Source organism: Lachnospira multipara LB2003 (assembly GCF_000702205.1).
In the GTDB taxonomy this organism is placed as follows: domain Bacteria; phylum Bacillota; class Clostridia; order Lachnospirales; family Lachnospiraceae; genus Lachnospira; species Lachnospira multipara_A.
This window is the reverse complement of sequence record NZ_KL370871.1, coordinates 230,411-252,191: the sequence shown is the minus strand read 5'-3', so window position 1 is coordinate 252,191 and position 21,781 is coordinate 230,411. Positions and strand designations below refer to the sequence as shown.

The window sequence follows — 21,781 nt, the reverse complement described above, 5'->3', positions numbered from 1 at the left end:
GCTATGGGATTATTTTTTTTCACACAAAGAGACATAGATAATTTTGAGGTAAATAATATACCTGAAGAGTTTATTAATTACTTTAATGGGTTATCAAAAGAGAGACAGGAAGAGATAATTTTATCTCGTCCTGATTTAAGTGCTGCTTTAAATTATGAGTCACAAATTAATGAAAGTGAAATCTCTGAAGAAATAGATGTAGAAAATGATGATTCGATTTTTTCAGAAGAAGATTTTCCTGAAATTGAAAAGACTAATTTAGAAGTAAGCATTGATGAAGAACTAGAATTAGAAAATATTATTGAAAATAATCAAGAAGATTTTTCTAATAATCCATATAGTGAAATTAAAGATTTTAAAATGTATGAGGATAAAGAATTAATTCCGTTTGAAACTTTTACAATTGAAAACTCTGTGGATTATTGTTTAATTCATTCTATGAATTTAGAAAAGATTAATCTTAGATATAAAAATGGTAAGTCTGTTTATGGAGTTGCTCCATTAGTATGTCCTAAATGCAAAAGGCTTTATTTAAAAGAAAAGGATGTAGCTATTGTAAAAGACAATATAGAAAAAATGGGATATGAGGTAAGAATATATTCCTTAGAGGAGACAAATAGATTTCTAAATTCGAATCTAAAGCCAGAAGTTTTAAATCAAGATTCTATTATATATGTTGCATCAGAATGGATAGAAGATAATCCCACATGCTCTGATGATAATGTGAAACTAATGAAATTACCTTGTGAATATAAAAAGAATACTGAAGGACTTGAATTTGTTGTTTACCTTTGTCCTAAGTGTAGAAAGATATTTGTAAGACGTTCTATAGCTCTAGACATTCAAGATAAATGTCATAATTTAGGAATTACTCCACCAGAGTTAGTAGTACAAAAGCAAAGAACTTATAAGGAAGATAGAGATAATCAAAAGAACTATATTTTGAATTTTGTTGTTGAGAACGGAAAAGTAAAGAAAAGTACGGTTAAGTATCCTGAGGATGTAATTTGGCTAACTGAAAATGATATTGTTGTTGTATCAGAAGGGGCATATTGTAATCATGAATCACATTTTAATGAAGAATGCATAATTGCATTTTTTATTGTAAGAAAAGGTGATACAAAGAAGAGTTATGCTTTTGAGGCTTCATATTGTAGAGATTGTGAGAAGTTTTATATTAGTCAATTAGATTATGATTCAATCTATAATATTGGACGTCCAGATGTTTCAATAGTAGTTGATGTTTTAGATGGTAGTTATAATATCACATCTGGTGAAGTGTTTAATGAAGAAAAGAAACATTTAGAAGGTTTAGAAAATGAGCTTGAAAATCGTATAGATGATATTAAAAGTGAGAATGATTATGTAAGTCAGTATGCTACATTTTCAGGTGGCTATGATGATTCGTTAACATACGCTAAATCTAATAGTAAGAGAAAGTATGAGGGTGAATTGGATTTATTATACAGTTATATGCCAAAGCCTTATAGATATAGAGTTGAGATAGAAAGTGAAGATGGCGATTCGAAAGTTTTTTATTTAGGAGCAAAAGATGTTGTATTAAATGGTGAGAAAAAAGTAATTTCATTTATGAGTCCTTTTGGTAGAGAATTGGTTAATGTGCAAACTCGTAAAGTGGAAAGAAATGGAATAGAGTATTCTATTAAACTTTCAAGAGAGTTTGATATTTATGATGCAAAATTGTATGGCTATAATAATTTGAAAAGTGATGAAGATATTATATTTAAGAAAGGTATTACGGATCCATATTTAAGAAACGTGTTAGCAATAAGAAAGAAACAAAGAAATCTTGTGGATATTATTGCAACTATACAAGAAAATCAGAATTCTATTGTAGATGAATCTTATTTTAAAAATATTATTGTACAAGGTTGTGCAGGTTCAGGTAAAACAATGGTTTTACTTCACAGACTTTCCTCCTTAATATATAGACATCCAGAAATAGATGCTGATAAATATGTGATATTAACACCTAATGAAACTTTTAATCTGCATATTAGAGGCATAGCAGACGAATTGCAGTTAAGTGGGATTGAGAGAATGTCTATTGAACAGTATTATAAGTACTTTTTAGGAAAATATGACACTGCTTTCTTAGCAATTAAAAAAGTTGATGAGGATATGAAACAATCATCAAAATTCGTTGAATATGTATATTCAGATACATTTTTAAAGGATTTAGACAATGCATATAAAAAGGAGATAGAAAAAAGAAAAAAGAAATTTTTGGACCTACAGGAGATATCTGTCGAGTTTGGAAAAGCAGTAAAAGGGCTAAATGATGAAAATGAATTTACATATGCTTTTAATTTCAGGATGAAAGTAGAAGGATATAAAAACCTTATTGAAATTAATAAGCAAAATATTGAAGATGAGACCTTAAAACTTAGACAGGAAAAGATAAATTTAAAAGCTAGGGAAGAAGCCTATTTAAAATCTAATGAAGAATATGTAACAAGTATTCAAGAATTACCAGATAAAATTAAAAATGTAATTATTGAGAAAATAAATGAGAATCAAATAGAAGAAGAAAAGATTAATAATACAATTGCAGAATTAAACACCAGAGTTGAGAAAGAAAAAAGCGCATTTATTAACATTGGTAGAGCAAGAAAGATACAGCGTATTCAAGAAAAAATTGACGAGAATCTTAATGAATTAAAGAAATTAGATAATGTAAAAAAACAATATGTAACAATGCTTAATTATGACTATGAATCAAAAGCACTAGATGAAATATCAGCTATATGTGTTACTATGTTAGACGCTTTAAAACTAGTTAAAGACTGTGAAAACCTAAGTAAAAGGTTAGACAGAAGAACTAAGGAGTTGAACGCTTGTAAAACTAGAATAGAGAAAATATCAAATAAACTAGCTAATCTAAAAGAAAACGAAAAAAGTGAGGAGTTATATGAGAGAATAAATAAGCTATATAAAGAGTCGCTTGATTGGCAGGTTAAGAAAACATTTAATAACATTTTCTTAAAGGCAAGCAGAAAGTTTAGAGAAGAAAACAAAGTAGAATTAAAGGGTGGATTGCATAGATATGATTTATATGTACGTTTGTATCTATGTAAGAAATACTTTAATAAGACATATGGTAGTTATGAGTTTATCTCTATTGATGAAGGTCAGGACCTTGCTGTAAATGAAATTAAACTTATTATGTCAATGAACAAGAAAAAACCATATTTGAATATATATGGAGATATAAATCAATGTATATTTAAAGAAAGAGGGATAACGGATTGGTCTGAATTAAAAAACAAATATGAAGCAAATATGTTTGTGCTCAATGAAAATTATAGAAATACAAATCAAATTACTAAATTCTGTAATAAGAATTTTGATATGTCAGTACAACAAACTGGTGTTGATGGTGCAGTGGTAAGTGAACTTAATTTAAAACGATTAAAAGATGCAATTAAAGATATGTCATATGATGATTCTAGAATAGCTATTATAGTTTCTAGAAAGCTTGATAAAAATTATGTTTTTTCAAAGAAAGATTTGAAAGAATTAAATAGAATATCAGAAGAAAGTACAGGTAAGGGTATAATATCATTTATGACAGTTGAACAAGTTAAGGGCATAGAATTTGATAAGGTTTTTGTTCTTCCAAATAAAATGTCTAAGAATGAGAAGTACATTGCTTATACAAGAGCACAATCGGAGTTAGTAATATTAGTAGATGATGAAGTTATGTATTAAAGCTATAAGAGTAATCTAAGGGGGTTAAGTATGAAGAAAATATTTATAACAGCATTATCTGTATTGATGTTATCACTTATTGGGTGTGGTAAAACAGGAAGTCCAAAAGAAATTGAAACAGAATCTATTCCTGCTGAATTAGAAACTAAGACAGTTGCTAAAACAGAAAAAGAAACAGAATCACAAAAGGATATAGAGAAATATGAACTAAATAAAGTTGAAGAATATACAATAGATGATAATATACAAAAAAATACATTTACATTTAAAGATTATTATTTGGATAATGAGGGATATCCTTATGGAGAATATATAGATGATTTACAGGATGTTAATAATACTTTTTTTATATGTGAGTATAGTATGTACGTAGAACCTTTATATGATTATACGGATATCCCACTACATCTTTACGATAATCTCTTTTTATCAGATTATTTTAAGAATAATGATAAGATAAATGTAACATTAAATATTGATGGAGCTGAAATTCGATGTAAAGCTTTATGTAAGTTGAATGATGAAATATTAACAATGCCATTTCCTGATAAACAGCTTGAATGTTTTAAAGAATACGATTTTATTTTATTCGCTGAAGTTAACAAAGATGTAATTGAACAGGCACAAAATATAACAATTACTAACTATAATTACACAGGATATTATTATCAAGTAAAAATTAAATAATAACTACTGGGTGGTACAGCAAAACACTGTATCACCTTATTTTTATGGTATTAATTGAAATTATTAATCTAGAAATAATGTCACTAAAATAATCCATGTAGTATAATAGAATACAGTAATCAAGCAAAATACGTAAAAGTGAGGGACATTATGATAGAGGAAATGAGAAGAGGTTTTGAAACTGCATACATAGATGGTTCAGTTGTGTCTAACGAAAGTTTTAGACCTCAGTTTGTATCTAATAATTATAGAGAGGGTAAGAAAGTTATTTCGTCTATCGAGAATGAACTTCGAGTTTGTGATAGCTTTCAAATCAGCGTTGCCTTTATTACTAGAAGTGGCATCACTCCTTTATTATCCATATTAAAGGAGCTTGAAGAGAAGAATATTCCCGGTCAGATTCTAACAACGGATTATCTTAACTTTAGCGAACCCAAGGCTCTTGAAACAATTCACCAATTAAAGAATATAGAACTTAAAATGTATCACGTACAGGACGGCAAAGAAGGATTTCACACTAAGGGATACATTTTCAAAAAAGAAGAAATATACAGAATAATCATTGGTAGTGCGAATCTTACAGGTTCAGCTCTTACTAAGAATATTGAGTGGAACACAAAACTTGTCTCGACTAAAGATGGTGAGATGACAAAGCAGATCATTGAGGAGTTTAATGCTTTATGGAACTCGCAGGATAGCTTAAGCTTTGAGGATTTTATTGAGAATTATAAAGAAAAGTATCAAATCATAAGCAAGCAACGACAGATTGCTAAGGCTGAAGAATTGATATCTTTAGAAAAATATAAACTAGAACCTAACAGCATGCAAGTAGGCTTTATTTCTAATTTAAAAAAGATTATAGAAAAAAATGAAACAGACGGAAATAAAAAAACTAGGGCTTTACTTATTTCTGCAACAGGTACTGGTAAGACTTACGCTTCAGCTTTTGCCATGCGTGAGTTGGGGTTTAAGAAGGTTTTATTTTTGGTGCATCGTGAGCAGATTTTAAAGCAGGCAAGGAATTCTTATAAAAAGGTTTTGCCAAGTACGGTATCCACAGGGCTTTTGTCAGGAAATCATAAGGATTACCATGCCGATTATTTGTTTTCAACTGTTCAGACAATGAGTAGAGATGAAATTTTGAATAAATTCGACATCAATCGTTTTGATTGTATTGTAATTGATGAGACTCATAAGGCAGGTGCCCCAACTTATCAGAAAATTATGGAATATTTTAAACCACGTCTTTTTCTTGGAATGACAGCATCTCCAGAAAGAACGGATGGCTTTGATATATATAAGCTTTTTGATCATAATATTGCTTACGAGATTCGCCTTAATCAAGCCTTAGAAGAGGATTTATTATGTCCATTTCATTACTTTGGAATTTCGGATTTATCCATTGATGGAGAATTGATTGACGATAACACAGCCTTTAATAAACTCACATCAAAGTCTAGAGTGGACCACATTTTAGAACAGGCAAATTATTATGGCCATTCTGGAAATAGGGTTAAAGGGCTTATCTTTTGTTCTAGAAATGAAGAGGCTAAACAGCTTTCTGAAGAATTTAATAGCCGAGGTTTAAACACTGTTGCACTTTCAGGTGAGAATTCAGAAGAGGAACGTGAGGCAGCAGTTGCAAGACTTGAGATGGATAATTTTGAAGAAAATGGACATAAGGCCTTAGACTACATTTTCACTGTAGATATCTTTAACGAGGGTGTTGATATTCCTGAGGTTAATCAGGTTATTATGCTTCGTCCAACACAGTCAGCAATTATTTTTGTGCAGCAATTAGGAAGAGGCTTAAGAAAAGCTGACAACAAGGAATATGTTGTTGTTCTTGATTTTATTGGAAATTATCAGAATAACTTCCTGATTCCAATTGCCCTTTCTGGAGATAGAAGCTATAACAAGGATACAATTCGTAAGTATGTAAGAGAAGGTTCAAGGGTGATTCCTGGCTGTTCAACAATACATTTTGATGAAATAACTAGAAAGCAAATTTATGAATCTATCGATAAGATGACAACAAAAAAGAAGATGCTTTCTGAGAAGTATTATCAGATGAAATATAAGCTTGGTAGGATTCCTTCAGTGCTAGATTTTTATGAACATGGTGAAGTTGATCCTATGCTATTTATAAAATATTCTGGTTCTTATTATGAATTCGTTAAGAGCGTTGATAAGGATTACGTCATTAATTTTAATAAGGAGCAAGTGGATACAATTAGCTTTATATCTAATTTAATAGTTGATGGAAAGAGAATTCATGAGCTTTTAATGTTAAAGGCAATAATTGAAAAGGGAAAAATTGAAAAGTCCGATTTTATCAAAAATCTGGAAGCCCAAAATGAAAAGTTTAAAGAAGCAGATTATGAATCAGCTTTAAGAATTATTACAGGGGAGTTTTTATCTGGTTCAGATAAGAAAAATTTTAAAGATGTTGATTTTGTTGATATGAAGACTTTCAATAAGGATTACCTAAAACGAGAAACTGCTTTTTATAATATTTTACATGATTTGTATTTTAAAAATGAGTTGGAAAATCTCATAGAATACGGCTTTAGACGATATGAGGATATTTATAAGAATCATGATGATAACAATTTAGTTCTCTATGAAAAATATTCCAGAAAAGATGTATGTCGTCTTATGAACTGGGATAAGGATGAGAGTTCAACTATGTATGGATATAGAATTAAGCATAATACTTGTCCTATTTTTATAACTTATGAGAAAAAAGATGATATCTCAGAAAGTACAAAATACGAGGATCAATTTATTAATCAACGTATATTTAGTTGGATGACAAGAAGTAGGGTGACTCTTGAAAAGGATGAAGCACAGAGTATAATCAACTATAAAGATAACAATCTTAAAATTTGTCTCTTTATTAAGAAGAGTGATGGCGAGGGTTCAGATTTTTATTATATGGGAAATGTAAAGCCAATTGATTGGCAACAAAAGACCATTAAGAATGACAAAGGTCAAGATTTGCCTATAGTGAATTTCTTGTTTAGCCTTGATAGAGAGGTTCGTGAGGATATATATGAATATTTGATTAGTTAATCGACTTTGAATAAAAATAACTATAAAGACGGGAGGACATATGAAAACTATTAGAGTTGTGGCAGCTGTCATAAAGGATAAAAACGCTAACGGTGATCCAATCATTTTTGCAACTCAAAGAGGGTATGGTGATTTAAAGGGTGGCTGGGAATTTCCTGGCGGTAAGATTGAGGAGGGGGAGACTCCTAAGGAAGCCCTTCGTAGAGAAATTATGGAAGAATTGGACACTAAGATTAAGGTGGGCGATTTAATTGATACAATCGAATACGACTACCCAACTTTCCATCTTTCAATGGATTGTTTCTGGTCTGAGATCGAAGAGGGAGACTTAGTTCTTAAGGAACATGAAGCCGCAAAGTGGCTAACTAGTAAGCATTTAGACGAGGTTGCATGGCTACCTGCTGATGTAACACTTATTGAAAAAATAAGACATGAATTAACAGCTTAAAAACATAATTTTTATTGCGACTTTGATTAATGAAACCGTATATAAACTAAGTTCATTAATCTTATAGTTAATAAAAAATTAAGTAAGTAAGCGTATTATAGCTTTAGAGAAGATTGTGTTGTTAACCAGTGATATAAAGCAATTGCGTTAACAACAAGGAGGAAGAAGAAATGATTAGAAGAGCGCAATCTAAAGATTTAGAGACAATTCTAGATTTGCTTTTACAAGTAAACTTAGTTCATCACAAGGGAAGACCGGATATCTTTAACGTAGGAACTAAGTATACTAAGGAACAGTTAGAGGAATTAATAAAGAACGATTTAAATCCTATTTTTGTTGCAGAGGAAGAAGGAAAGGTATTAGGTTATGCTTTCTGTCAGACACAGCAGCATATTGGAGATAACATCTTAACCGATATAAAGTCTCTTTATGTTGATGATTTATGCGTAGATGAGAGGGCAAGAGGAAAGCATGTTGGAACAAAGCTTATTGACTATGTTAAAAGCTTTGCCAAGGATAATGGATACTACAACGTAACTTTAAATGTTTGGGCTTGTAATGAAAGCGCAATGAAGTTCTATGAGAGGAATGGATTTGAGTGCTTAAAGCTAGGTATGGAAATGAAGTTGTAAGATTTAATGGAGTTGCCAGTGTGAACTGGCAACTCCATTTTTGGAAATTTCTGTGGTTTTTGAGGGTATTCCGGTAGTTTTTGAGGGGATTCCAGTGTTTTTTGAGGAATTTCCGGCGACTTTTTGAGGAATTTCGGCCTTGCCTACAGGCAACAGCCAAGAATTCTAATTTTGATGGTATTAAGCTAACTAAATTAATTTAATATCGTACAGGTAAAGCTTAAGAATTCTTTTTTTGCTTGTATGCCTTGATTTGGCATAGCCTTCCCTGATTAAGCAAGTTACAGGCAATTCTCAGAAATTTATCATCTACCGGTATTGTAAGTTTTAAGGCAAGTAGGAGATTACCGGTAAAAACCAAGAAATCAAATCTTACCTGCAACTTGTTGCAAACATTTAACTAGCTTAATACGGGTAATTATAAGAATTCTTCGGTGTGCCCGTATCAACTGTTGAATATTCGGATTTTTTCCCAAGTCCTGTAATTTCGCATACCATCAAAACACGCAAAATCTCAACTTACCCGCAAAATCTCAGAATTCCAGTACGAAACTAAGCGCCCAAAGGGCGCCAAAGCCCCGGGAAAGATACAATTACCCAAGAAATTTACGGAATTTAATAGAAAGTGCTTGATTTTATCTAAAAATATGGTATTCTATTAAACGTCTTTGATTTAATTTAAACCTTACGGGGTGTGGCTCAGCTTGGCTAGAGCGCTTGATTTGGGATCAAGAGGTCGCAGGTTCGAATCCTGTCACCCCGACTATTAATTAAATAGGTTATGGGAATAAGAAAGGCTGTCATGCATTGCATGACAGCCTTTCTTTTATCAGCCATCTTTATTAGCCTTTTATTATCAGCCTATCTTTAGTATTAACTAATTAGCTATTTACGGTTTACATTAACCTAGTTCTCCGTGCTTTTCGTAATTTGTAATACGAGTAGCTTTGTTGTGCTCGTCAACAAATACAACCTTAGGCTTATGAGACTTAGCTTCTTCTTCGTTATAATGTGCGTAGCACATTATAATGACATTATCTCCAACAGAAACCTGTCTTGCAGCAGCACCGTTAAGGCAAATCATGCCAGAACCAGCTTCTCCAGCGATTGTATATGTTTCGAAACGGTTACCGTTTTGAACGTCAACGATTTGTACCATTTCATATTCTAAGATTCCAGCAGCTTCAAGAAGCTCACTATCAATTGTAATACTTCCAACGTAATTTAATTCAGCCTGTGTAACAACTGCACGGTGAATCTTACCCTTTAACATAGTTAAATTCATAATACTTCTCCTAATAATTAAATTTAGCAATATATCAAAATTGAAATCTTATGCAAAGAAATTATCAATAAGTCTTGTTTTTCCAATGTAAACAGCAATAGCACATAAAATCTCGCCATTTATAGTTTCAACAGCTTGTAATTCAGATGCATCAACGATTTCAACGTAGTCGATTTTTGCAAGAGGCTCTGAATTAATAATATCTGTAATAGCCTGCTTAACTTTGCTTGCATCAGTTTCACCAGATTTTACAAGTTCTTCACCCTTAGTTAAAGCTTTGTGAAGAATAAGAGCAGCCTGTCTTTCTTCGGCATTAAGGTAAGTGTTACGAGAGCTCTTTGCAAGGCCGTCATCCTCACGAATGATAGGGCAGCCAATAATACTAATATTCATGTTAAGATCACGAACCATACGCTTAACAATGCAAAGCTGCTGAGCATCTTTTTGACCAAAGTAAGCTCTGTCAGCCTCAGAGATATTAAAAAGCTTAGTAACAACAGTACATACACCGTTAAAGTGGATAGGACGGCTCTTACCGCATAGATTTGTTGATAAAGTATCTACACCTACATGAGAGTGGAAACCAGGTAAATACATTTCCTCTGGAGATGGATGGAAAATAAGGTCCACTCCTAAACTTTCACATAAATTACAGTCAGCCTCAAAGTCACGAGGGTAACTTTCTAAATCCTCACCAACACCAAATTGAATAGGATTAACAAAATCACTAACAATAACACGGTCATTTTCTTCTCTAGCTTTCTTAATAAGACTAGCGTGACCTTCATGAAGATAACCCATAGTAGGTACAAGGCCAATAGAAAGCCCAGCACTCTTCCATTCACGAACAAGTTTCTTAACATCAGCAATAAATTCAGTTCTAATCATTTTACAATCCTCCAAAATTTTATATTAAAGACAAGTCTTACTAGTTAAGCTCCTTCATAACTTCATCAGAAATCGCAAATGTATGCTCCTCTGCTGGGAAGCTACAAGCCTTAACTTCTTCATCGTAAGCCATAAATGCCTTCTTCATTTCTTCTCCAATGTTAGCAAAATGCTTAACAAACTTAGGCTTGATGCCATTAAACATACCAAGCATATCTTGGTATACAAGAACCTGTCCATCGCAGCCAGCACCAGCGCCGATACCAATAGTAGGAATAGAAAGCTTCTTAGAAATTAAACTAGCAAGTTTAGCAGGAACACATTCAAGAACAACCATAAAAGCACCAGCCTTTTCTACAGCAAGGGCATCTTCAATAAGTTGTTTAGCATTGTCTGTTGTTTTACCCTGAACCTTAAAGCCACCAAATGCATTAACAGATTGAGGAGTAAGACCGATGTGAGCAACAACAGGAATGTCAGCTTTGACAATAGCCTCGATTTGAGGGCAAACCTTAGCACCACCTTCAAGTTTTACAGCCTGTGCATGACCTTCCTTAACTAGACGACCAGCATTCATAACTGCATCATAGATAGAAGTCTGATAAGATAAAAATGGCATATCAGCTACAAGAAAAGTATTAGAAAGACCTCTAGATACAGCTCTTGTGTGATGAATCATATCTTCCATGGTAACAGGAAGAGTGTCATCGTAACCTAACATAGTCATACCAAGGGAATCCCCAATAAGTACGCAGTCAATGCCAGCCTCTTCAACGATGCAAGCAGTTGTGTAGTCATAGCAAGTAAGCATGCTGATTTTCTTACCTTCTTCTTTAGCTTTTTGTAAAGTAGTAACAGTACGTTTCATAAATTCTCCTTCTTTTTTCTTAGCCAAGTACCATAAGCTTTTCTTCTAAGTCGCTATAGTCCCTGTCTGGATGTTTGATTTTTGCAATTTCGATTAAATGTAGTGATAAGTCCTTGTATACATGGCTGTAATCCTCCCTGTTAGATAGACAGTTTAGGTGGGTGATTACTGTGCCTTCGTCATTTCGCTCCACTGGGCCAGTTAAGGCATTTACGCTACCTTTTTGAATAACATTTTCAAGATTTGCCCGAAGGATGTTACTAAGGGAGAGACTAGCTTCTTCCTTTGAAAAACCGCAGTCCATAAGTAAATCCGATGCCATATCACATAGTCCCACCATAAGGTTAGTGGCAAAAACCGCTGCAGTATGGTATTTAGGCTTACAATTTGAATCAATAACCTTGTAGTGGTTGCCAAGAGACTTAACTAATGAACTGGCCATCTTAGTGCCCATGTCATCGCCTTCGATTGTAAAAAAGGCATTTGAAAAATCTCTGTATGACTTGTATTTATCTGAAATTGCTAGGAATGGATGGAGAGAGAAAGTATAAGCTCCTAAAGATTTTAAATCCGATAAGATAGTGTGATTAAAAGCACCACTGCAGTGGCCAAAAAACTTATTACTAAAATTGAGCCCTTGGATTGTAGCTATTTCCTGGGCCACAGCTTTAATTTGTCCGTCTGGCACTGTGATGAGAATAATATCACTCTTCTTTATTAGTTCATATAAATTGTCAAAGCATAAGGAATTAGTAAATTTCCCTGCTTCTAATGCTGAATCTAAGTTCTTACTGTAATAACCAGATAAAAAATGCTGGTTAAGACTTAGGTATTTTCCAAAGGAAAACCCAACTTTACCAGCACCAATAAAACCTATATTCATAAAATCACCGCCTTTCTTTATAACTCCAAATAGTTTCAGCAAAATACTGAATCTAACTTAAATGGATTCCCTTTAGTAAGTCCTAAGAAGTTTATAAATATTAGCCATATAGGTCTAAATTAAACAAGAAAGCCTACTTACTTTAAGGTTAAAGATAAGGGATATTAACTTATAATCAATTAATTCTATCGGTACAGCTTCTTTCGAATACCATCCAAGGACTCACTTTAGCATAGTGAAAAAAATAAATCAATAAAAAAAGCAAAAGTATATAGAATGTGATGTAATATTTCTATAACGATGAGTATGACAGACAGAATAATTTGGAGAAGTTAAAGGAAATAATTATGCAAAAAATGTTTGAACTAGGTTATTATAAAGAAGAACATATCAAGGATTTTATAAGGGAGGATAAGATGAAGAATATTGTAATTGTAGGATCTGGATGGAGATCACTTTTCTTTGTACGTGTAATTAAGGCTATGCCTGATAAATTTAGGCTCCTTGCCATGCTTACTAGATCAGAAGAAACAGCTTTAAGAGTGGCTAGCGAAAATGGCATTTATGTTACAACAAATGAAAAGGAGTGCGTTGATCTAAATCCAGATTTAGTGGTAGTTGCCACATCCAAAACAAACATAGTTGATACTGCTATTAAGTGGGCTAACTACGGGTTTGAAGTGTTGATGGAGACACCTGCAGGGATTAGTGAAGAAGATTTTAGTAAATTTGAGACGTGTAATTGTAAAGATAAAATAAGTGTTGCGGAGCAGTACCACAGATATCCAATCTATCAAGCAATTAAAAGCGTGTTGGAAACTGGAATTCTTGGAAACATTAACGATATGGTTATGAGCCTATGTCATGACTATCATGCCGTAAGTTTAATGCGCTTTTTCTTTGGAAATATAGATGGCGCTAAGGTCTTATTTAATACGGAGTATCCAATTAATGTCCTTGAAACAGGCAACCGCGGTGGAGTTAAATATGACGGCAGCTTAAAAGAATATAAAAGATCTATTGCTTTGCTGGAATTTAGCGCTAATCGACATGCAACTTATGATTTTTCATCTCTTCTTTATCATACAGAAATTGCAAATCAAAGCCTGACAATTAGAGGGAGTCTTGGAGAATACAAGGATGGAGAATTCATTTTTGCGAAAGAGGTAAAAAACACTGCTAGTGTCGATGAAATTCATAAAGAAATAGTAGAAAAATATAGATATTGCAAAGAAAAACTTGAAATCCACTATTCAGCTTCTGAAGTGGAAAAAATTTGCTTTAGGGGTAAGTGTCTATGGATAAATCCATATTTGAATTTAGGCTTTGGAAATGATGAAATAGCTATTGCTGACTTGCTTCTTGGCAAGTCTAAATATAGTCTAGATTTTGCGATTGAAGATGCAAGGTTGGGATTAGCATTGCACTAAAAGCCCGTCATCTAATAACAAATAAAAAGGTGTAGTTGTATTCACAACTACACCTATATTTTTGGCTATTGTTAAGTATTTTTGTTATATTATGCTACTGTTGAGTTTGCACTAGCAGCTTCACTTGCTTCTTCTTCCTCTTCGTTAATATGAGAAGCACTTACGCTTAAGATGATAGCTTCTGGATTTGTGTGAACTGTAAGCTTTGGATTCTTGTAAAGGTCAAGATCCTTAACTCTTAGTGTATCACCAAATTTTAGCTTAGAAGCATCAATTATAACTTTATCTACTAAGTCGCTAGGAAGTGCTGAGTATGAAACCTCTGTTAAATCTTCCTGAAGAACACCATCCTGGACTTTATCTCTATTTTCAATAACTATTTCTGCAACTGATTTTACAACCTCGTCCTTAAGAAGTTCCTGCATTGAAATTTCGTTAATGCAGCCTTTGTATGGGTCATAGTCAATTGACTTAATAAGAGCTATATGAGTTTCTCCATCAATATCAAGAGTGATTTTTGATCCCTTACCATTGTTTCTTAAAAATTTAGTCAATTCTAATTTATCAACCTTGAAAAGAAGTGAATTCTTGATTTCCTTTCCAAAAAGGCTACCGACTACATAACCTTCTCTTCTTAGTTTCTTAGCTTTGTCGGCAATATCTCTGCGCTGTGTTTTTAAAGTATCCATTTGTCTTTACCTCCTGAGGCAAACTAAGATTAACTATAATAATAGTTTCTAGTTTACTCTTTTAAAAACTCATCGCTTAGCAGCCTTCAAATTCTGCATAATAGAATTAGGTATTGTTAAGTGATATTAAATTATCATGTATCTGTAAAACGTTTTACTGGGATGTATTATAACACTACACTTAGCACTTTGCAAGTCAGAGTGCTAAAAATTTCATAAATTTGAACTCATAACTTAAACTCTCGATTTCTGTATTGATTCAGGCCTTGCCCTAGTATAAAATAATTTAGGTTTAATAGGCCGTGAGCAAGAAATCCCCACATCTAAACGAAGTGTAGCTGCTGGGATGAATTGCGAATAAAAGGGATTTAGGGAGAATTTTATGAAGAAGAAGTTTTGGCCAATATTGTGGCTGCTGCTTGTTTTAAGCTTATTTACTGGATGTTCCACAAAGGACAGTAATAAAGAAAATGTAACTACAATTGCAACTACAATTGAAAGTGAAAGCACAACTAGTCAAGAGACTGGGGTTGCCAGTGAGTCCGTAGTTGCAGGAGAAAGTGTAAAGACTGGACTTGAAGTCTTTGATTTATCAACTGTGCCGGAATATCAGGGAAGCCCTTGGTGCGAGATAAATGGAGGAAATCCATTTTTTACACAGGATGAGATGACAACACAAAGTTATGAAACATACGGTGAGTTAGATGCTTTGGGAAGATGTCGGACATGTATGGCATCAATAGGAACTGACCTTATGCCAACAAGCCAGAGAGGAAATATAGGAAATGTTCATCCAACAGGTTGGCATCTTGTAAAGTATGCAGGAATTAACGGAAATTATTTATATAATAGATGTCATTTAATTGGATATCAGTTAACGGCTGAGAATGCCAACACAAGAAACTTAATAACAGGAACTCGTTATTTAAATGTGGATGGTATGCTTCCATGGGAGAATAAAACAGCTGATTATATTAAAAACACAGGTAATCACGTGATGTACAGGGTAACACCTATTTTTGAAGGAAGTAATTTGCTTGCTTCTGGTGTGCTTATGGAAGGAAAGTCTGTAGAGGATAATGGTGCAGGTTTGAGCTTTTGTGTATATTGCTATAATGTGCAGCCAGGAATAACAATTGATTATGCAACTGGTGACTCCTCAGGTCCGGAATATACAGGTTCCGGAAGTAAAAAATAACACTTTAGTAAGCTACATTAATAACTTGATTTTAATTTTTAATATGATAGAATACGGAAGACGAGAGAAGACGAGGGAGTCGATAGCAGTAGCCATCGGCTCCTTTTTTAGTAAAGCAGGTGGAAAAAGGTATGAATATTTTTGATATTATGGGGCCTATTATGGTTGGGCCATCGAGCTCCCATACAGCTGGGGCATGTAGAATAGGCTATGTTGCAAGACAGTTACTTGGGGAAGAATTAGTAGAGGCTAAGATAAAATTACATGGTTCATTTGCCGCAACAGGTAAGGGACATGGTACAGATAAAGCGATTGTTGCAGGACTTATGGGAATGATGCCAGACGATGAGCGAATTCCTGATAGTTTTAATATAGCCAAAGAAAAAAATATAAAAATAGAGGTGGTAAAGGAACAGTTAAAGACTGAGTGTGCTAATGCTGCAGGTCTTGAGCTTTCATCGGCATCAGGAAAGAAATTAAATTTAATAGGTGCAAGTCTTGGTGGTGGAAGAATTTCTATTGAGCAAATCGACGGAATTGATACAAGATTTTCTTGCGATTATCCAACTCTTATTGTAAGAAACATTGACCAGCCAGGTCATATAGCTGAAGTTACATCAACACTTGCTCATAAAAGTGTCAATGTGGCAACTCTTAATCTTTATAGAGACAAGAGGGGCGGATTTGCAGTTATGATTGTAGAAACAGATCAGGATATTCCAGAGTCTGCAATTAAGTGGATTGAGCATTTGGAAGGAATTTTAAAGGTAACCTATATTAACATAAGCAAGGAAATATAAAAAAGGTGATATTATGTCATATTTAAGCATAAAAGAATTGATTGAAGATGTATCAAACAGTGAGGAACTTATTGAAAAAATCATAGATGGTGACTGCCACGAAAGAGATATTACAAGGGAACAGTCAGTTGAACAGATGAAGAAGTTATGGGAAGCTATGGTGGCTTCTGTTAATAATTATGATGGAGGACTTCGTTCTAATAGTGGCTTGTCAGGAGGAGATGCGGCTAAGTACGAAGAATACAGAAATAATGGAGGCGGCGTTGTTGGAAGCCTTTTATCAGACCTTATAAAAAATGCTTTAAAGGTTTCTGAGTCCAATGCCTGCATGAAGAGAATAGTTGCAGCACCAACAGCTGGTTCTTGTGGAGTTATTCCAGCGGTTTTGGTAACTTATTGTAATCATGTTAAGGCCAATTTAGCTAATGGTGATGTACGTCTTTCGCTTAATGATGAAAGTGGGAATTTTACCCTTGATGAAAAAATCGTAAGAAGTCTTTATTTAGCAGCTGCTGTAGGTGAGGTTATTGCCCAGCGTGCCTCAATTGCAGGAGCTGAGTGTGGTTGTCAGGCAGAAATTGGTGCAGCTAGTTCAATGGCAGCTTGCGCATTTGCATATTTAAATGGCGGAGATATTAATAAAATTATGAATGCTGGAGCCCTTTCCCTTAAAGCATTACTTGGTCTTGCATGTGATCCTGTTGGGGGATATGTGGAAGTACCATGTATCAAAAGAAATGTTACAGGAGCAACTAATGCTGTAACATCAGCAGAAATTGCACTAGCAGGAATTGAAAGTAGAATTCCATTTGATGAAGTTATTGATGCCATGGGAGAAATTGGTAGAAAAATGGATGTTTCCCTTAGAGAAACTTCTACAGGTGGCCTTGCCACAACACCAACAGGACGAAAGTATCTTCCAGAGCAATAAAAACAAGCTAAAGATAAATTACCCAAGTGCTACATCTAGGATCATCATTAGGACAAATCCTAGAGAGAAGGAAAGAGTTGACCAGTTAGAGTGCTCTCCTTCGGAAGCTTCTGGTAGAAGCTCTTCCACAACTACGTAAATCATGGCACCGGCTGCAAATGATAATAGATATGGAAGTATTGGCACCATAAATTTTGTGAGTAAAATTGTGATAATTGCTCCGATTGGTTCCACAACTCCTGATAAAAATCCATAAAGAAAGGCTTTTTTTCTGCTTCCAAGTTCGTGTCTTAAGGGAAGTGAAATAATAGCTCCCTCAGGGAAATTTTGAATTGCAATACCAATAGATAGAGCAAGGGCAGCAGTTAAGGAAATACTTGATGTGCCGCTAATAACGGCTGCTAGTGCTACACCAACTGCCATACCTTCTGGAAAGTTGTGCAGTGTTACGGCAAAAACAAGCATTGTACTCTTTTTTAAATTAGCCTTTATACCTTCAGGTTTTTCGCTTCCCACGTGCATATGAGGAAGGATAAAATCGATAAGTAATAAAAATAGAATACCTATCATAAAACCTGTTGTTGCAGGCAGGAAAGCTAGTCTTCCTAAATTACTGCTTTGATCCATGGCAGGAATAAGTAGGGACCACACGGATGCTGCCACCATTACGCCTGCTGCAAATCCTGATAGAATTTTTTGGACACCTACATTCATGGTGTCTTTTTTAAAGAAAAAAACCATGGCAGCCCCAAGCGTTGTACCAAGAAACGGTATAAGGATACCAATGTTTACAATTCGTAAATCTGATATATTCATTTAGTCACCACCTTTTTGTTGTTGAATCTAAGATACTATAAGAATCCTATAAATGCAAGGAAAAATATATAAATGATAAAAATCATCAAATCAATTATTGAGAAAAAATTATTGATGGTTGTTTTATTTTTGATATTCTTGTACAATAAACTTTGACTGTAAATTTGAAAAATTATAGTTCGTATCATATTGAGATTTAAGGAGTTTAAAATGAGAGTAGCAGTAACATATTTAAACGGTGATGTATTCCCACATTTTGGTAAGACAGAAAGCTTTAAGATTTATGAAGTTGAAGATAAAAAAATTCTTTCAAGCGAGGTTATTAGCTCTAATGGAGCTGGTCATGGCGCACTTGCTAATGTATTAAAGGAAGCTAATGTTGATGTGCTTATTTGTGGTGGCCTTGGCGGTGGTGCCCTAACAGCACTTACAGAGGCAGGTATTGAAGTAATTGCTGGTGCTAGCGGCAATACTGATGAAGCAGTAGAAAGCTATTTAAAGGGTGAATTAGTTTCAACAGGAGCTAATTGTGATCACCACAGTGGTGAAGATCATGCTTGTGGTGAACATGGTTGCGGACATCATGAAGAAGAATCAGAGTGCGGTAGCGAATGTGGCGAAGAAGAATGTTCTGGTAGCTGCGGTTCATGCTCTGGTTGCGGTGGCACACCTGAAGTTATTTATGAAGGTAAGAATGCTGGCAAGACAGTAAGTGTACATTATAGAGGTACTTTAAATGATGGTACTCAGTTTGATTCATCATATGATAGAGGTCAGACTCTTGATTACTTAAGTGGTGTAGGTATGATGATTCCTGGCTTTGATAAGGCTGTTGTCAATATGGAAGTTGGTGAGAAAGTTACAATTCATCTTTCACCAGAAGAAGCTTATGGTATGCCAGATGAGAACAATATTATTAAGTTAAAAATCAAGGATCTTCCAGGTTCAGAAGATTTAGAAGTTGGTCATCAGGCTTATTTACAGAATGCATACGGCGGAGCTGTAGCTGTTCGTGTAGTAGATAAGACAGAAGAAGAAATCACTTTTGATGCTAACCATGAACTTGCAGGTAAGGAACTTAACTTTGAAATTGAACTTGTAAGTGTTAAGGAAGACTAATTAATAGTTGACTAATTAATAGCTGATTAGATAATATAGAACACCATTATATAATGGGAAGAGCCTCCTGTAAATTTACAGGAGGCTCTTTTTCTAAGCATTTGCCTAGAATAGAAAGGAAAATGGTAAAAATATAAAAAAGAAGTAATTAATCTGTGTCAAAGTCATAAATGCTTAAATTAAAGCCTTTAAGCCATTCATCTCTTTCATCAAAGGTTTGATTATCCCATACTTTCCAAGATGAATCGTGGCTGTATAGGAATGTATCTAGGTCTGTTTGTATGTTGTAATCTGCAGGGTCTAAGTGTTCTTTCCTAATTATTTTACATTTGTCGTTATCAGAAAAGTAGGAATCCCAATCAGTCCAAGTATAATTATTTTTATAAATTGCATCATCCAATGGATAAATAATGTCATATAGCGCTGGGTTTAGGCCAGCTGCACGAAGAAATCTACACTTGTCTTCATCGTCTTTTAAATCCCAATCTTCCTTGGAGATTTTCTTTCTTTCAAGGACTGCATTTAAAAGCTTAAGCTTATTATTAAGGGGTGTATTATTGGAATCAGGCTCATTAGATTTTGCACCCCTTCCTAGATTAAGACTTGGATTTCCTGTACTTACACTATATTCTTCTTCATCCTCATCTTCCAAAGAATCAGATAAAGATTCCTCGTCTTCATCATCTGAATAGTAGTAGTTGTGTCGCCACATTTTATTCCATTCTTTTTCAAAATCTTCATGGGCAAAACTTCGCTCGTTAGGATCAATTTCTCCATCATGATCAAGGTCGTATCCTGCCCCGATTAGGTTTTCATCATCAAAAAACATAGGCTATCCTCCAAAATTAGTGTTTTTGGATTAGTAAAAAAACTAGTTAATTGGCAATTTGTCTTGCTACATAGATACCACTTGCTGAAGCGTGGGATAGAGAATGAGTAATTCCGCTACCATCCCCAATAACGTAGAGTCCATCGTATTTTGTCATAAGATTGTTATCTACATTAACTTCCATGTTGTAGAACTTAACTTCCACACCATATAGCAAAGTGTCATCATTAGCGGTTCCCGGTGCAACTTTATCAAGTGCATATATCATTTCAATTATTCCATCAAGTATTCTTTTTGGTAGAACAAGACTTAAATCTCCTGGGCTTGCGTTAAGGGTTGGTGTAGTAAAGGACTCATCTATGTCTGATTGAGAACTTCTGTGTCCCCTTATTAAATCACCAAAACGCTGAACAATTACACCGCCTCCAAGCATGTTGCTTAGTCTTGCAATGCTTTCGCCATATCCATTGGAATCTTTAAATGGATATGTAAAATGCTTAGCTACTAGTAAGGCAAAATTAGTATTATTTGTTTGCTTTTCCTTATCTTCATAGCTGTGACCATTAACGGTTACAATTCCGTTGGTATTCTCATTAACAACAGCGCCCTTTGGATTCATACAAAATGTTCTTACAAGATCTTCGTATTTTTGAGTACGATATACAATCTTGCTTTCATATAATTCATCTGTAATGTGAGAAAATACCTCAGCTGGTAATTCAACTCTAACACCTAAATCCACTCTATTAGAAAGTGTATCAATATTTAGCTCATTACAGACTTTTTCCATCCATTTGCTTCCACTTCGTCCCACACTAATAATGCAGGTATTACAAGTGTATGTCTTATTTTTACAAAGCACTTCAAATCCAGGATTTAAGGCTTTAACAGATTCTACTTTAGTCTTAAAATAAAAATCTACTTTATCTTTTAGCTTATCATATAGAATTTTTAGCACTATATAATTAATATCTGTTCCTAAGTGTCTAACGGATGCATCAAGTAGATGTAATCCGTTTTGTATGCATTTTTTCTTAAAATCAGTTCCGGCTGTTGAGTAAAGTTTGGTTCCTTCTCCCCCATTAGCTAAGTTGATTTCATCCACATAGTGCATTAGCTCTAGCGCTTTTTGCTTTCCTATGTAGTTGTGAAGGGTTCCACCAAAATCATTGGTTATATTGTATTTACCATCTGAAAAAGCTCCAGCCCCTCCAAATCCACTCATAATTGAACAGCTCTCGCAGTGGATACAAGACTTTATCTTGTCTCCGTCTATTGGACAGTGTCTTTTGTTTAGTTCGTTACCTTCCTCAAAAACAGCAACTGTAAGTGCTGGATTGATTTTTTTAAGTTCATATGCGGAGTAGATTCCCCCAGGGCCAGCACCAATAATAATTACGTCATAATCCATAATGTACTCCTTTATTGTTGCAATTGCGAAATTGCAATGTAGCCTCATGCTAGCGCGAAG

General features: G+C 34.1%; 17 protein-coding genes, 1 tRNA gene and 1 pseudogene. 11 read left to right on the top strand and 8 right to left on the bottom strand.

The window, feature by feature from the left end; all coding sequences use genetic code 11:
• The first annotated feature begins 3 nt into the window (after positions 1 to 3).
• The 6 genes from T537_RS0110630 (at position 4) to T537_RS0110605 (ending at position 9,337) form a co-directional block, all read left to right on the top strand.
• Complete coding sequence (locus tag T537_RS0110630; protein ID WP_031557821.1) at positions 4 to 3,732, top strand: UvrD-helicase domain-containing protein; 3,729 nt, start codon at positions 4 to 6, stop codon at positions 3,730 to 3,732.
• A gap of 30 nt (positions 3,733 to 3,762) precedes the next feature.
• The gene (locus tag T537_RS0110625; protein WP_031557819.1) at positions 3,763 to 4,419 is read left to right on the top strand and encodes a hypothetical protein; all 657 of its coding nucleotides are present in this window, start codon (positions 3,763 to 3,765) and stop codon (positions 4,417 to 4,419) included.
• A 150-nt stretch (positions 4,420 to 4,569) separates the two neighbouring features.
• A complete protein-coding gene (locus T537_RS0110620; protein ID WP_031557816.1) occupies positions 4,570 to 7,494 on the top strand; it encodes a DEAD/DEAH box helicase in 2,925 nt (974 codons plus the stop codon).
• Positions 7,495 to 7,534: 40 nt separating this feature from the next.
• Positions 7,535 to 7,942 carry a (deoxy)nucleoside triphosphate pyrophosphohydrolase gene (locus T537_RS0110615; protein ID WP_027430182.1) on the top strand — a complete coding sequence of 136 codons (408 nt, stop codon included), beginning with the start codon at positions 7,535 to 7,537 and terminating at the stop codon, positions 7,940 to 7,942.
• 170 nt (positions 7,943 to 8,112) lie between these two features.
• Positions 8,113 to 8,574, top strand: coding sequence for a GNAT family N-acetyltransferase (locus tag T537_RS0110610; RefSeq protein WP_031557812.1), 462 nt, complete (start codon positions 8,113 to 8,115; stop codon positions 8,572 to 8,574).
• A gap of 688 nt (positions 8,575 to 9,262) precedes the next feature.
• Positions 9,263 to 9,337: transfer RNA gene (locus T537_RS0110605), tRNA-Pro, on the top strand.
• A 138-nt stretch (positions 9,338 to 9,475) separates the two neighbouring features.
• On the opposite strand, the gene panD is transcribed toward T537_RS0110605, so the two are convergent.
• From panD to T537_RS0110585, 4 genes are read right to left on the bottom strand one after another with little or no spacing between them, the layout of a single operon-like run.
• Positions 9,476 to 9,859, bottom strand: a complete 384-nt coding sequence (gene panD / locus T537_RS0110600) for an aspartate 1-decarboxylase (RefSeq protein ID WP_031557810.1) — start codon at positions 9,857 to 9,859, stop codon at positions 9,476 to 9,478.
• Positions 9,860 to 9,907: 48 nt separating this feature from the next.
• Positions 9,908 to 10,747, bottom strand: a complete 840-nt coding sequence (panC, locus tag T537_RS0110595) for a pantoate--beta-alanine ligase (RefSeq protein ID WP_031557808.1) — start codon at positions 10,745 to 10,747, stop codon at positions 9,908 to 9,910.
• A 40-nt stretch (positions 10,748 to 10,787) separates the two neighbouring features.
• Complete coding sequence (panB, locus tag T537_RS0110590; RefSeq protein ID WP_031557806.1) at positions 10,788 to 11,615, bottom strand: 3-methyl-2-oxobutanoate hydroxymethyltransferase; 828 nt, start codon at positions 11,613 to 11,615, stop codon at positions 10,788 to 10,790.
• A 19-nt stretch (positions 11,616 to 11,634) separates the two neighbouring features.
• Entirely contained in the window at positions 11,635 to 12,498 is an 864-nt protein-coding gene (locus tag T537_RS0110585; RefSeq protein ID WP_027438313.1) for a Rossmann-like and DUF2520 domain-containing protein, read from the bottom strand.
• A 416-nt stretch (positions 12,499 to 12,914) separates the two neighbouring features.
• Between T537_RS0110585 and T537_RS0110580 the strand changes: the two genes are divergently transcribed.
• The gene (locus T537_RS0110580; RefSeq protein WP_197018740.1) at positions 12,915 to 13,928 is read left to right on the top strand and encodes a Gfo/Idh/MocA family oxidoreductase; all 1,014 of its coding nucleotides are present in this window, start codon (positions 12,915 to 12,917) and stop codon (positions 13,926 to 13,928) included.
• A gap of 89 nt (positions 13,929 to 14,017) precedes the next feature.
• Here T537_RS0110580 and T537_RS0110575 read toward each other — a convergent pair whose 3' ends face one another.
• Complete coding sequence (locus T537_RS0110575) at positions 14,018 to 14,617, bottom strand: 50S ribosomal protein L25 (protein ID WP_027438312.1); 600 nt, start codon at positions 14,615 to 14,617, stop codon at positions 14,018 to 14,020.
• Between the two features lie 382 nt (positions 14,618 to 14,999).
• On the opposite strand from T537_RS0110575, the pseudogene T537_RS12185 reads away from it, so the two are divergent.
• From T537_RS12185 to sdaAA, 3 genes and pseudogenes are all read left to right on the top strand, one after another.
• Positions 15,000 to 15,776, top strand: a pseudogene (locus T537_RS12185) (DNA/RNA non-specific endonuclease); the annotation flags it as partial.
• 170 nt (positions 15,777 to 15,946) lie between these two features.
• On the top strand, positions 15,947 to 16,615 hold the full coding sequence (gene sdaAB / locus T537_RS0110565; RefSeq protein WP_031557799.1) for an L-serine ammonia-lyase, iron-sulfur-dependent subunit beta: 669 nt from the start codon (positions 15,947 to 15,949) through the stop codon (positions 16,613 to 16,615).
• A 13-nt stretch (positions 16,616 to 16,628) separates the two neighbouring features.
• Positions 16,629 to 17,546 carry an L-serine ammonia-lyase, iron-sulfur-dependent, subunit alpha gene (gene sdaAA / locus T537_RS0110560; RefSeq protein ID WP_031557796.1) on the top strand — a complete coding sequence of 306 codons (918 nt, stop codon included), beginning with the start codon at positions 16,629 to 16,631 and terminating at the stop codon, positions 17,544 to 17,546.
• A gap of 18 nt (positions 17,547 to 17,564) precedes the next feature.
• Here sdaAA and T537_RS0110555 read toward each other — a convergent pair whose 3' ends face one another.
• The gene (locus T537_RS0110555; protein ID WP_031557794.1) at positions 17,565 to 18,362 is read right to left on the bottom strand and encodes a ZIP family metal transporter; all 798 of its coding nucleotides are present in this window, start codon (positions 18,360 to 18,362) and stop codon (positions 17,565 to 17,567) included.
• Between the two features lie 210 nt (positions 18,363 to 18,572).
• Between T537_RS0110555 and T537_RS0110550 the strand changes: the two genes are divergently transcribed.
• Positions 18,573 to 19,481 carry a NifB/NifX family molybdenum-iron cluster-binding protein gene (locus tag T537_RS0110550; protein WP_031557792.1) on the top strand — a complete coding sequence of 303 codons (909 nt, stop codon included), beginning with the start codon at positions 18,573 to 18,575 and terminating at the stop codon, positions 19,479 to 19,481.
• Positions 19,482 to 19,629: 148 nt separating this feature from the next.
• Here T537_RS0110550 and T537_RS0110545 read toward each other — a convergent pair whose 3' ends face one another.
• Positions 19,630 to 20,310 carry a hypothetical protein gene (locus T537_RS0110545; RefSeq protein WP_031557789.1) on the bottom strand — a complete coding sequence of 227 codons (681 nt, stop codon included), beginning with the start codon at positions 20,308 to 20,310 and terminating at the stop codon, positions 19,630 to 19,632.
• A 46-nt stretch (positions 20,311 to 20,356) separates the two neighbouring features.
• A complete protein-coding gene (locus tag T537_RS0110540; RefSeq protein ID WP_031557788.1) occupies positions 20,357 to 21,721 on the bottom strand; it encodes an NAD(P)/FAD-dependent oxidoreductase in 1,365 nt (454 codons plus the stop codon).
• Positions 21,722 to 21,781: the final 60 nt, after the last annotated feature.

What these genes read in the sequence shown, in the direction of transcription:
- sdaAA (WP_031557796.1), top strand. Translation starts at nt 16,629, where the DNA reads ATGTCATATTTAAGCATAAAAGAATTGATTGAAGATGTATCAAACAGT.
- T537_RS0110555 (WP_031557794.1), bottom strand. Translation starts at nt 18,362, where the DNA reads ATGAATATATCAGATTTACGAATTGTAAACATTGGTATCCTTATACCG.
- sdaAB (WP_031557799.1), top strand. Translation starts at nt 15,947, where the DNA reads ATGAATATTTTTGATATTATGGGGCCTATTATGGTTGGGCCATCGAGC.
- T537_RS0110625 (WP_031557819.1), top strand. Translation starts at nt 3,763, where the DNA reads ATGAAGAAAATATTTATAACAGCATTATCTGTATTGATGTTATCACTT.
- T537_RS0110545 (WP_031557789.1), bottom strand. Translation starts at nt 20,310, where the DNA reads ATGTTTTTTGATGATGAAAACCTAATCGGGGCAGGATACGACCTTGAT.
- panD (WP_031557810.1), bottom strand. Translation starts at nt 9,859, where the DNA reads ATGAATTTAACTATGTTAAAGGGTAAGATTCACCGTGCAGTTGTTACA.
- panB (WP_031557806.1), bottom strand. Translation starts at nt 11,615, where the DNA reads ATGAAACGTACTGTTACTACTTTACAAAAAGCTAAAGAAGAAGGTAAG.
- T537_RS0110620 (WP_031557816.1), top strand. Translation starts at nt 4,570, where the DNA reads ATGATAGAGGAAATGAGAAGAGGTTTTGAAACTGCATACATAGATGGT.
- T537_RS0110585 (WP_027438313.1), bottom strand. Translation starts at nt 12,498, where the DNA reads ATGAATATAGGTTTTATTGGTGCTGGTAAAGTTGGGTTTTCCTTTGGA.
- T537_RS0110550 (WP_031557792.1), top strand. Translation starts at nt 18,573, where the DNA reads ATGAGAGTAGCAGTAACATATTTAAACGGTGATGTATTCCCACATTTT.
- panC (WP_031557808.1), bottom strand. Translation starts at nt 10,747, where the DNA reads ATGATTAGAACTGAATTTATTGCTGATGTTAAGAAACTTGTTCGTGAA.
- T537_RS0110575 (WP_027438312.1), bottom strand. Translation starts at nt 14,617, where the DNA reads ATGGATACTTTAAAAACACAGCGCAGAGATATTGCCGACAAAGCTAAG.
- T537_RS0110540 (WP_031557788.1), bottom strand. Translation starts at nt 21,721, where the DNA reads ATGGATTATGACGTAATTATTATTGGTGCTGGCCCTGGGGGAATCTAC.
- T537_RS0110580 (WP_197018740.1), top strand. Translation starts at nt 12,915, where the DNA reads ATGAAGAATATTGTAATTGTAGGATCTGGATGGAGATCACTTTTCTTT.
- T537_RS0110610 (WP_031557812.1), top strand. Translation starts at nt 8,113, where the DNA reads ATGATTAGAAGAGCGCAATCTAAAGATTTAGAGACAATTCTAGATTTG.
- T537_RS0110615 (WP_027430182.1), top strand. Translation starts at nt 7,535, where the DNA reads ATGAAAACTATTAGAGTTGTGGCAGCTGTCATAAAGGATAAAAACGCT.
- T537_RS0110630 (WP_031557821.1), top strand. Translation starts at nt 4, where the DNA reads ATGGGATTATTTTTTTTCACACAAAGAGACATAGATAATTTTGAGGTA.